8 protein-coding genes are annotated in these 10,927 nt (G+C 46.8%); 6 read left to right on the forward strand and 2 right to left on the reverse strand.

The window, feature by feature from the left end; all coding sequences use genetic code 11:
* Positions 1 to 535 precede the first annotated feature (535 nt).
* The gene (locus tag RDK53_RS11785) at positions 536 to 1,468 is read left to right on the forward strand and encodes an MATE family efflux transporter (protein ID WP_308515113.1); all 933 of its coding nucleotides are present in this window, start codon (positions 536 to 538) and stop codon (positions 1,466 to 1,468) included.
* Between the two features lie 13 nt (positions 1,469 to 1,481).
* Positions 1,482 to 1,970 carry an MATE family efflux transporter gene (locus RDK53_RS11790; RefSeq protein WP_308515115.1) on the forward strand — a complete coding sequence of 163 codons (489 nt, stop codon included), beginning with the start codon at positions 1,482 to 1,484 and terminating at the stop codon, positions 1,968 to 1,970.
* A gap of 79 nt (positions 1,971 to 2,049) precedes the next feature.
* Here the strand turns inward: RDK53_RS11790 and RDK53_RS11795 are convergent, their stop codons facing one another.
* Positions 2,050 to 3,576 (reverse strand): disulfide bond formation protein B, encoded by a 1,527-nt coding sequence (locus RDK53_RS11795; protein WP_281536721.1) that lies wholly within the window; start codon positions 3,574 to 3,576, stop codon positions 2,050 to 2,052.
* 534 nt (positions 3,577 to 4,110) lie between these two features.
* Between RDK53_RS11795 and RDK53_RS11800 the strand changes: the two genes are divergently transcribed.
* The 4 genes from RDK53_RS11800 to RDK53_RS11815 all read left to right on the forward strand — a co-directional run bounded on the left by RDK53_RS11800 (position 4,111) and on the right by RDK53_RS11815 (position 9,514).
* Positions 4,111 to 4,881, forward strand: coding sequence for a creatininase family protein (locus RDK53_RS11800; RefSeq protein ID WP_149879705.1), 771 nt, complete (start codon positions 4,111 to 4,113; stop codon positions 4,879 to 4,881).
* Positions 4,882 to 4,896: 15 nt separating this feature from the next.
* Positions 4,897 to 5,157, forward strand: coding sequence for a hypothetical protein (locus RDK53_RS11805; protein WP_149879704.1), 261 nt, complete (start codon positions 4,897 to 4,899; stop codon positions 5,155 to 5,157).
* Between the two features lie 9 nt (positions 5,158 to 5,166).
* Entirely contained in the window at positions 5,167 to 6,678 is a 1,512-nt protein-coding gene (locus tag RDK53_RS11810; RefSeq protein WP_308515118.1) for a sodium:solute symporter family protein, read from the forward strand.
* 286 nt (positions 6,679 to 6,964) lie between these two features.
* Entirely contained in the window at positions 6,965 to 9,514 is a 2,550-nt protein-coding gene (locus tag RDK53_RS11815; RefSeq protein ID WP_308515120.1) for a molybdopterin-dependent oxidoreductase, read from the forward strand.
* 70 nt (positions 9,515 to 9,584) lie between these two features.
* Here the strand turns inward: RDK53_RS11815 and RDK53_RS11820 are convergent, their stop codons facing one another.
* Positions 9,585 to 10,745, reverse strand: coding sequence for a UxaA family hydrolase (locus tag RDK53_RS11820; protein ID WP_308515122.1), 1,161 nt, complete (start codon positions 10,743 to 10,745; stop codon positions 9,585 to 9,587).
* Positions 10,746 to 10,927: the final 182 nt, after the last annotated feature.

Below are 10,927 nucleotides of genomic sequence, written 5' to 3' on the forward strand. Positions count from 1 at the left end.
GCTTTTAACCATCGGCCGCAGAGCGCGGGACTAGGATCTGCATCCCGCGGTGCCTGTGCATTCCCACCCAACGTAGTCCTCGAAACGACAGACTGAGGCTAGTCAACTAGAGGCTTTTTCAAGCCTCGGCCTTCAGGCCGAGGTAGTTGACTTCAACAAACGGTGTTTGAAGAGCAGGAAAATTAAGGAAAACTTGAGAATTAAAACCGTTGTTCTCAAAGTTTCTAGCGAAGGCTCAGGATTTTAGAAGAAAATTTTCCTGATTCTTTCCCCGCGCGCCCAGCTCAAGAACAAAATGGTTAACAAAGATGGAAGAGCTGAACCTCTAGCCGAGGGGAGCGACCGTGGACATCGGATTCCGGGACTGATCGAGGCAAGTCCGGTTGTAAGACTTTTGAAGCAGCCTTAATGAATTAACAGACCTATCAAAATCCAACACGCGCTTAAGTAGAAGCAGCAAAAAGCTCTCCAGCAATAAGGCCCATAATCATTCCGTAATGTTCCTAAGGAAAAGAATGCTTCTAGAATGCGAGCTATGGCTACGAAGGATAAAAGAACAGAGCAGCTGTTTTCTCTTATCAGAAACGGCGCGCAATTAAATGTTTGGGACCAAATCGAACTCGTTTGGCGCTTGAGCCTGCCTGCGATTTTTGCTCAGATTTCTTTCGTGATGGTCCAATACATCGACGCGGCAATGGTCGGTCACCTTGGCGCAAACCCTGCGGCCTCGATCGGCTTGGTCTCTTCCTCCCTCTGGCTCGTATGGGGACTTATCACATCCGTTACAGCAGGCTTTACGGTTCAAGTCGCACAAAGAATCGGCGCAAAACAATTCGATGAGGCACGATCTGTACTCCGGCAGTCATTGTTTGTCGGCGGTCTTATCAGCATAGCAATTGCTATTGTCGGCGTTGCTCTTGCCCCCTATGTTCCGACATGGCTCGGAGGCGCCCCCGAGCTTTATGCAGATGCTAAAACTTATTTCGCCATATTTTGTCTCGGCACCCCTGCCGCCTTTTTAGGCTTTGTTGCTTCAAGCATGCTGAGAAGCACGGGAAATGTGAAACTTCCGAGCATGATTAATATCGGGATGTGCTTCTTGGACGCCATATTTAACTTGCTGCTTATCTTCCCGACTGCCACTTACAAGATTCTGGGGCTTAGCATTACGGTTCCCGGAGCCGACCTTGATGTTGCAGGGGCTGCCTTAGGAACGATCCTGGCAGAATTGGTCAGCACGTGCCTGCTGCTGTGGTTTCTTGTCGTGAAGTCCGACAAAATTGCCCTCGCCGGCCATCCGGGCTCTTTCCTTCCTGAGATATTCTGTATGAGAAGAGTCCTCAGAATCGGTTCGCCTATAGCTGTTGAAAGAATGGCAATGAGCGGAGCGCAAATCGTGACGACGATGATTGTGGCCCCCCCTGGGTCCTCTGTCTTTGGCAGCCCATTCTTTTGCCATCACTGCTGAGAGTTTGTGTTACATGCCGGGTTACGGAGTTGCTGATGCAGCATCCACCATCGTAGGACAAAGCATCGGGGCAAAACGGCCGGACATGGCAAGAAGATTTTCCAAGATCAACGTCATCATGGTCATGGTCATCATGTCGGCTATGGGCGTAGTGATGTACTTAACCGCGCCTTGGATGATCGGTTTTATGACCACCAATCAATCCATTATCGAATTGGGCTCCAGCGCCCTACGAATTGAAGCGTTTGCCGAGCCGATGTTCGCCGCTGCGATTGTAAGCTGCAGTATTTTTGTGAGTGCCGGATTCACTTTGTTCCCAAGTCTTATGAATTTAGGGAGCATGTGGCTCATTCGTATTCCCTTGGCTTACTACCTGGCATCCCGAATGGGATTGGATGGTGTCTGGGTTGCGATGGCCTTTGAATTGTGCTTCAGAGGTGCGATCTTCTTATTTGCCCTTTCAAGGTTTGATTTTTCGAAGCGTCGGGGTATTGAAGATTAACAGCCTTGTCAATAGGCAGAATACCGGCGTTAAGCCGGCATCCTTTAAATCAAAGTGAGATTGATTTCAAATTCGGTTATCAAAATTTCAGGGTAACCAGTACGTTCCTATTGAGAACCTTAAAGCCGTCTTTATCCGCGATAAGGCCGCGAACATCGTCAAGAGACTCAGGGAGAGCGAAAGCCCTATCAATCATCTCGTCCTTCGGATCAATCTCAAAGATACAGTTGAAGTTTTTACTCACCGCAAACAGTTTTCCTTCATACATCGACAAGCCCGTGACGTAAAGTTCACCCAAACTTCGTCCTTCTTTCAGTAGATTAGTTTTAGGGGTAAATTCTCCCGATGTCACCATGTCTTGCATGAGCTGTTTACTAATCACAAATGTTTTGTGGTCACGGTTATTCGGAACGGTTGCCATATAGTTATATTCGCCGTCGGAGGCAGCGCTCATGACATGATGAAACTTAGAGCGAACAGTGTCCACACGGCCGCGTCCCAGAGCCAAGAAATGATCTTCTCCCTTAACAAAGTCCGAGTACCTTCCGATTAGTTGTTTGTCCGGATCGTCAGTCACGTTCTTTTCAAACTTCAGGAAGCTCTTATTAGATCCCATCAACAAGTACTTGCCGTCTTTCCACGGAATAAGGCCAACCGTCGGATCGATCGTGGCAGAATACAAAGGATCCATCTCAAACTCATCGACCAACTTGAGATCGGGGGTCAGGAAGAAAACATTGTTTTTAGAACTGACAACGTATTCTCCGTTGATGAAAGTCAAACTATTCAATGGCTGACGAATTCCGATCTTTTCTTCTGAAACAATTCGAAGTGCTTTCTCTGTTTTCAGAGGTCCCTCTGACGCTTTGTGGTTGAACGAAATGCCTAGCTTCTCTGCGTTTGGAGCAAATGCGAAATCCGGAGCTTTCACATCTCGCTTACCCAAGAAACTGATGGTTTTGAAATGTCCGTCCATTCCTGAGCCGGTATGAATAATATGTTTCGGATCCCAAGAGAACCGAATCGGATCACCCTGACCATAGTTGGGAGGAAATCCCGTCGAAACAGCAGCCTGAAGGCAATTAGAAGCGAGAACAATAGCAGATAGGAAAAAACAAAGTTTTCCCCACCAATTCAGGGTGCGCCAATTATTGCCGTTTTCGCTCGCCGGACCTAATACTTTAGGTGCAAAAAAGAACATAACTCCGAGAAGAATAATGACGGCCCAAAAAACAACCTCAGCCCAAAAATATGTATGAGCACCAAGGACCATTAAGCCAAAGCCTTGATCCAAATCTCGGGCTGAGTGCGGAGCGATATGACGGAAAGATTGCCAAAGACCCACACCGGTGAAAATAAGGAGAGAGGCTATGTACTTGGGTTTAAAGCCGTAACGAACAATGAAAAAAGCACACAGCGCAATGAAAATCATCGCAATTCGCTGTCCCCAACAAAGCGTACAGGGAGAATCGCCGAGGATATACCCGAAAACCATGTTGGCAATGCCGACCGGAAAAAGAAAAACAATGGCTGCAGCAGTGCAGAGAAGGAAATAGAAGAAAGTGCCTCTTGAGGTATCTAAAGAAATATTTTTGTTTTCTGACATTCGATGTCTCCTACAGATTCATGTTGCCTAACAGAGCACCGGATGTATGGCCGACATATAAGTAAATCATAAGAAGCCAGCCAAGCCACATGGCAGTAAAAGCCCAATTCTCTGCTTTGGGTCTTAGCCATATAATCAAAAGCGCTATAAAAGCTAAAATTAGTTGTAAAAATTCCATTATTTTTCCAATTGTGATCGGTTCATCCCAGAGACAAATATCAATTTAACGAGGCAGATAGATGGGAAACCTAAGCCAAAGCATTTGTCTCAAACACTTTCAAAATATCCTGATCACTCCATTAGGGATCTCAAAAGTCGGGTGAGTTTAACATAAATTAAACCTTTACCTGTAAAGAGGTTATTTGGCCTTTAGGAAGCGGGATGTTTGAGAAGGTTGTCCGTGAACATGTTCACACTTTAATTACTGCTGATTAACTCTTTGTATGTCACGCAAAAAAGCTATCAGTACCTCTTAATTTACTGTTTCCCTTCATTAAATTATTAATAAGAAAAACTCAAACCTAGGAGACAAAAATGAGCGCTTGGCTGCAAACCAAAAGCTGGGAAGAAGCAAAGGAAGCAATCGCCAGATCCAAAGGCGTTGCTATTGTCCCGATCGGAAGTGTGGAACAACACAGTTATCACCTTCCATTAGGCACGGATACTTACGTCGCAATGACTATAGCTGAGGAAGCAGCGGAAAAAACCGGTGCAGTCCTGACTCCGCCAGTTTGGTTCGGCTGGAGTCCCCATCACATGGTACTACCGGGGACCGTCACAATCCGACCTGAGGTACTGTCTGAATTGACCTACGACATCATCGAATCCTTGAATGCTCACGGTCTGAATAAGATTATTCTGATCAACGGTCATCGCATCGTGAATGTTGTTTGGATGCAGATCTGCGCACAGAAAGCTCAGAGCAAGCTTGGCTGCACCGTCAAGATTTTTGATCCGGCTTACATGAGCAAGGATATTGTGAAGGAACTGGGCTTCGGTCCGGTCGGACACGCCGAAGAAGTAGAAACTTCTCATATGATGGCTCGCTATCCGGACATGGTTCATTTAGAAAAAGCGATAGACAATCCAATCAAAGATACTCCTCTTTATTCTGTCGATCCGACTTACGAACATGACACACTTTGTTATGTCCCGAGTACGCTTGAACACGCGAAAGCAGCAGCGAAAAAATCCGGCGGTTGTACGGGTGAACCTTCTAAATCCGACGCTCGCCGCGGACAGATCTATCACAACCATTTAGTAAAGAACTTGATCGCTGTCGTTGAGCAGCTTCAAAACGCTTGATCCAAGGAGAACGTTATGAAATCTCTCGGACACAAGCTTTTCTATGCAGTTTTGATCGTCAGCGTCCTTATGGTCAATCCGCCGATTGTCTTTTGGTTTAACGACTATTGCGTAGAACATCCGCTCTTATTGGGCTGGCCAACCATGTACATTTGGCTTGAATTCTGGTTCTTAGTCATGATTGCCGACTTCATTATTGCTGCCTACAAACTCAAAGCGTGGGATTGTCGGCAGGACCAAAAACCCATCGTGCCCGTGCAGCGGCCTGAACTGTAGGAGGTCCAAATGAATATCGGATTAGTGATTTTAGCCGTCTATATCGCCGTACTTTTAGGTATTGCGCTTTATGCCTCCAAAAAAGATAAGAAAAACATCAAGGACTTTGCCACAGGCGGTGGGCTTGGCATTTTCATTCTGACACTGACATTCTCAGCAACCTACCATAGTGCTTATGCCTTTATGGGAGCCGGCGGATTCGCCTACAAAAACGGTATCGGCTGGTGGTGCAACGGATTATGGACAGTTCTTCCGGGCGTCCTCTTCTGGGTTTGGGGGCGGCGCTTTTGGTATTTAGGCAAGCGTTACGGTTATTTGTCTGTATCAGACTACGCCTCTGACGTATATCAATCGAAAACCGTAGGCATTCTTGTAACGCTCATCACGATGATCTTTACCATCCCGTATGTGGCGATTCAAGCCATTGGATGCAGCTACATTTTCCAAACGATCTCCGGAGGCATGCTGAGCTACACCGTTGGAGCATTGATTTTCTTTGCCATCATGATCGTATTGGTCTGGTTAGGCGGGATGAAAGGTGTTGCCATCACCGACGCCGCTCAAGGGGTATTTATGTTCGCCGGCCTACTCGGCGGTTCGCTTTGGGTTATCCTTGCAAATTTCCCATCCGTTGCAGATGCCTACCAAGCAGCGTTCTCTCATACGCCGGAACTCTTCACAATGCCGGAGCCAAACGGCGTCGTAACCGCTCAGGACTGGGTTTCTCGCTGGATCGTCATTACATTCGGCATGATGATGTTCCCGCAGGGCACCTTGCGCTTTTTCGCCGGAAAAAATCTTAACGTCATGAAATGGTCAGCCGTCTTCTCGTCTATCTATCTGACGATGATTTACGTATTTACGCCTTGCGTCGGGATGATCGGCCGACTTTTAATGCCTGATATCGCAGCCCCGGATACGATTTTCCCGGAACTGCTGCTTAAATACACTCCTGCTGTATTTGCTGCACTAATCATCAGCGGAGCTCTCGCAGCAGCCATGTCCACCGGAGATTCTCAGCTGCACGCAACTTCTACAATGGTCGCGACCGATATCTACAAAAAATTCGTGAACAAAAAGGCCAATGAAAACACGCTCTACAACGTCGCAAAGATCGGTGTTTTGATTATCGGTTTGGCATCGGTTGTTTTTGCATTAACTCGCCCAACAGCCCTCGCTGATCTGTTGGTACTTTCTAACGGCGGAGTTGCCGTCCTTGTTCCGGCCGTTATCGGCGGTTTGTACTGGAAGAAAGCAACCCGCGAAGGAGCCATCGCTTCGATCGTTATCGGTGAAATCTGCATGGTATCTATGACTTTTATCTTCAAAGTCTCGCCGTTCGGATTTTCGGGTGCACTCTGCTCGATGCTTATTTCTTTGATTATTTTCGTTAGCGTTTCGTTTATAACAAAGCCTCAAGCGCACACTTCTGAAGTTATTTCTTCAATTAATAGTTATTTTGCAGAAGATAAAGCTGTAGAAGAAACCCAAAACAATCAAGGCGCTTTAGCTATTGATTAAGAAAAAATATATTTTTCTGATTGAGCTCTCTAAGATCAATTCATCTCAGAGAGCTTTTTTTTCTCAATTAGTTTTGTAATAAACGATGAGCCGAGAATCAACACCCGCTAATAATGAAAATTAACGCCAAGAACTTCTTGTTTTTATAGACAAAATGCCTAATTTTTGGGTGAAAAGCTATTCAAAAATTAAGGAGAACCCCAGGGCAACTTTAGTTAAGAATCTTTATAATTTACGGAAGTCTCTCCCCGAAAAATGAGACCTCTCCCTTTAGAGGACACAATTTATGACTTCTATTTCTAGACGTTCTTTTCTTGCCGTAGCCGCGGCTTCAGGTGCCGCAGCCCTTTCCAACACTGTGTCGGCACAAGAAAAACCCAGTGTTTCAGAAAAATTTAAAGATTATCCTGCTGGAGCTAAAAGCGCTGCCAAATACCCAGCATTGCCGGAGCCGCTTCCTGACCTTAGCCTAACAGAGACTTTCTCTCTCGGAAAATCTCCGCTAAACGAAGGATCATGCATTACGGCATGTCACTGGGGCATCGTCCGTCCTCAGGTTCGCGGCGGAAAAATGGTGGCACTTCACCCGTTTGAGTACGACTACGCGCCTTCTCCGAATATTAACGGTCTTTGCAATTTGCCTTATTCTGCCTCAAGAATCCATTATCCGATGGTCAGGGAAAGTTACTTAAAAGATGGTCCCGCCTCTCGAGAAAAACGCGGCACTGACCGCTGGGTAAGAGTTTCGTGGGATCAAGCGTTAGATTTGGTCGCCAATGAGATGAAACGTATTTACGCTGATTTCGGCCCGAGCGCGATGTTCGGTCGTTCTTACGGTTGGATGTCCAGCGGTAAGGTCAATGCGGCCATAAATTTGCAGCAGCGCTTACTCAACCTTTGCGGCGGATTCATCCAAACCACTAACAGCTATTCAACGGCAGCCATTGGCCGTATCTTGCCCTATGTGGTCGGCATGTCGGACCCCACCTCCACGAGCTGGGATAATGTTCTTAAAAACAGTAAACGTGTTGTCCTTTGGGGAGCAGACCCCCTCGTCACAGATGATATTGATTGGGTAACTACTCTGCATAACGCTGCCGGTTACTTTAGAGCCCTCAAAGATTCCGGCATCAAAACCATCTCCATCAACCCTATTGCTACAGACACCGCAGAATATCTCAACAGTGAATGGATTGCACCGATTCCGGGTACTGACTGTGCATTGATGCTAGGCATGATCCACGAGCTGGAAAAGACCGGGAAATGTGATCACAACTTCATCAATAAGTACACCTCCGGTTGGAAAGAATTCAATGCGTACGTCATGGGTAAAACTGACGGTATTGAGAAAACTCCTGCTTGGGCATCCAAAGTGACAGGTGTCCCTGAATCAAGAATCAAATCTTTAGCACACGAGCTTCAGGAAAACCGCACTATGATCATGATGGGCTGGGGGATTCAGCGCATTCAATACGGCGAACAGCCCCATTGGATGGGCTTTGCCTTAGCATCAGCCTTAGGACAGATCGGTTTGCCCGGAGGCGGGATAGGGACAAATTATCAATATTCAAGCGGAGGATCCCCTGCTGCTTACGGTCCTTTTGTCGGCGGCGTGCCTGCTTCGGTCGAACCTGTCCTTCCTTACAACAAGACCTGGAAAGGCAGCAAGGTAATCCCTGTCGCCCGCTTTGTAGACTGCTTCCTGCATCCAGGAAAAACGATCGACTTCAACGGAACAAAGGTCACTTATCCTGAAGTTAAGATGGTAATGTGGGCCGGCGGCAACCCCTTCGCTCATCAGCCTTCGACAAATCAACTGCTGGAAGCATGGAAGATTCCTGAGACTGTCGTAGTAACAGACACGTGCTGGACTGCTACTGCTCGCCATGCGGACATTGTCTTACCCGCTGCAACCCAGTTCGAACACAACGATATTACCAATATCGGAACTTATTCCAATGACGGTATCGTTGCGATGCAGCAGGCAATCGAGCCTCAATATGAATCTAAGCCCGACTATTGGATCTTCAGTGAATTAGCCAAACGAATGGGTTGCGGAGACCAATTCACAGAGGGAAGAAGCGAAATGGATTGGATTAAGTTCATTTACGAGCAGTCCAGGAAGTTCGGAGCACAGATGGGAGTCAAGCTGCCATCCTTTGAAAACTTCTGGAAGAAAGGCTACTTCCTCTATGACGTGCGTCCGCAGGAAAGAGACTATGTTGCATTCGCTAATTTCCGAAAAGACCCGAAGAAAAATTCTCTTGGTACGGAAAGCGGCTTAATTCAGATTTACAGTCCCAAGATAGCAAGTTACGGTTACAAGAGCTGTTTAGGTCATCCGAGTTATTTAGAGCCAACCGAGGGCCTCAATACACCTAACAAGAAATATCCGCTTGCATATATGGCCTGTAAGAGTCGCTATCGTATGCACAGCCAGCTTGACGGTACTTCCAGCCATGATTTTGCAAATATTTTGAAGCGCGAACCGATCTGGATCAATCCGGAAAACGCAAAATCACTCGGTATTGAAGACGGAGATGTCGTTCTGGTTAAAAATGACCGCGGTGCGCTACTAGCCGGTGCTTATGTCACGGACAGAATCAGAAAAGACACGGTTGTTGTTCATCACGGTGCATGGTATGAACCCGTCAAGATGACTGACGGCACTTTATTGGACATTCATGGCAACTCCAACACATTGACTATGGATATTCCTACATCTGATTTAGCTTGCGGCAATGTTGCCTCTTCAGGTCTTGTCAGCGTAACTAAATACACAGGAAAACTGCCGGAAATCAAAGTCTGGGACCAGCCTGAAACTGTCAATCAATAACCTCATTTACTAATCAGACGCCCGGCAACTTGCCGGGCGCATTTTTTAGTCGTCCATGTTTTTTGCAAAATTAGATATAACGGCAAACATGATCGACAGCGATATCAGAAAAGCCTAAAGCCTCTGCTCTTGTTACCTTGCCGCCGGCGACTTCCAACACTTCTTTCAGGATTCTCTCCCCGGCCTGGTTAATCGTTTCTTCTCCCTCCAAAATACCGGCAACATCAATATCCATATTGTCTTTCATTCTTTCCGCAGTCAATGGATTTCCAGTAACTTTAATTACTGGAGCTAGCGTATGGCCGGTCGGAGTGCCTCGGCCGGTTGTGAAGACCACAATCGTCGCGCCCCCGGCGACCATACTCGTGACAGAAGAAATGTCATACCCTGGCGTATCCATAATGAGAGCACCTTTCTTAGTTGGCCTCGCTGCTTCTTGGAGAACCTCGGAAACCGGACGAGTTCCTCCCTTATGGATACAACCAAGACTTTTTTCTTCGATTGTCGACAAGCCGCCAACTTTGTTACCGGGCGTAGGCTGGCCGGATCGGCAATCTTGCCCAGCTAGGGCGAGATGTTTTTCATACTCTTCACAGATACGAATAATCTGATCATGAATCCCGGGTGTTTCCCCGCGTTTGGCGAGAACATGCTCAGCGCCTATGAACTCAACGGTTTCGCTCATCATCGTTGTGCCGCCAAGATCATAGATTCTGTCGGCCATACTCCCGACTGCCGGATTGGACGCAATCCCACTGGTTGCATCCGATCCGCCGCATTTGATCGCAACAAAAAGATCTGAAGCATCACACCCTACTTTTTGCAGCTTGCTTGCCTCTTCAACCATTTTCCGAGCCGCCTCAACGGCAAGAGCTGCTGTTTTGATGGTTCCGCCTTCTTCTTGAATTCCGAAAGAAACGACCGGTTTATCGGACAACTTGCGGATTTTTTCTGCGAGCTCTCGATGCCCGACAGTTTCACATCCAAGTCCAATAACGACAACTCCGAAAACATTAGCGTTTAGCGCAAATCCTGTCAGCACTCGCTGAGTCATTTCTGTATTTGCTGTGACATCAGAGCAGCCGACATTGATAATGACGTTTTTAGTCCCTAGAACTTGAGAAGCAACCACACGGCAAGTTTCTGACGCGCACGCGCAGGAAGGAAGAATGAGAACGTGATTACGTACACCGACAGAGCCGTCTTTTCGTTTGAAGCCTAAAAATTTCATTTGTATTTTCCTTTTAATACGTACTCTTCAGCGTAGGAACGCGGCTGGCTCGCGATATTGAGATGATTCACCAAAGTTCCTTTAGGAATGAACGCAATCGCTTTGCCGATAACTTCGCCATATTTAAGGAAGCTCTGTAAAATGCTTGATTCTTCCCAATGGCCTTTAGAGACTTAATTTTC

The organism is uncultured Turicimonas sp. (assembly GCF_902477955.1).
Taxonomy (GTDB): Bacteria; Pseudomonadota; Gammaproteobacteria; order Burkholderiales; family Burkholderiaceae_F; genus Turicimonas.

Coding starts and splice junctions, on each gene's coding strand:
- RDK53_RS11785 (WP_308515113.1), top strand. CDS start 536: ATGGCTACGAAGGATAAAAGAACAGAGCAGCTGTTTTCTCTTATCAGA.
- RDK53_RS11790 (WP_308515115.1), top strand. CDS start 1,482: ATGCCGGGTTACGGAGTTGCTGATGCAGCATCCACCATCGTAGGACAA.
- RDK53_RS11795 (WP_281536721.1), bottom strand. CDS start 3,576: ATGTCAGAAAACAAAAATATTTCTTTAGATACCTCAAGAGGCACTTTC.
- RDK53_RS11800 (WP_149879705.1), top strand. CDS start 4,111: ATGAGCGCTTGGCTGCAAACCAAAAGCTGGGAAGAAGCAAAGGAAGCA.
- RDK53_RS11805 (WP_149879704.1), top strand. CDS start 4,897: ATGAAATCTCTCGGACACAAGCTTTTCTATGCAGTTTTGATCGTCAGC.
- RDK53_RS11810 (WP_308515118.1), top strand. CDS start 5,167: ATGAATATCGGATTAGTGATTTTAGCCGTCTATATCGCCGTACTTTTA.
- RDK53_RS11815 (WP_308515120.1), top strand. CDS start 6,965: ATGACTTCTATTTCTAGACGTTCTTTTCTTGCCGTAGCCGCGGCTTCA.
- RDK53_RS11820 (WP_308515122.1), bottom strand. CDS start 10,745: ATGAAATTTTTAGGCTTCAAACGAAAAGACGGCTCTGTCGGTGTACGT.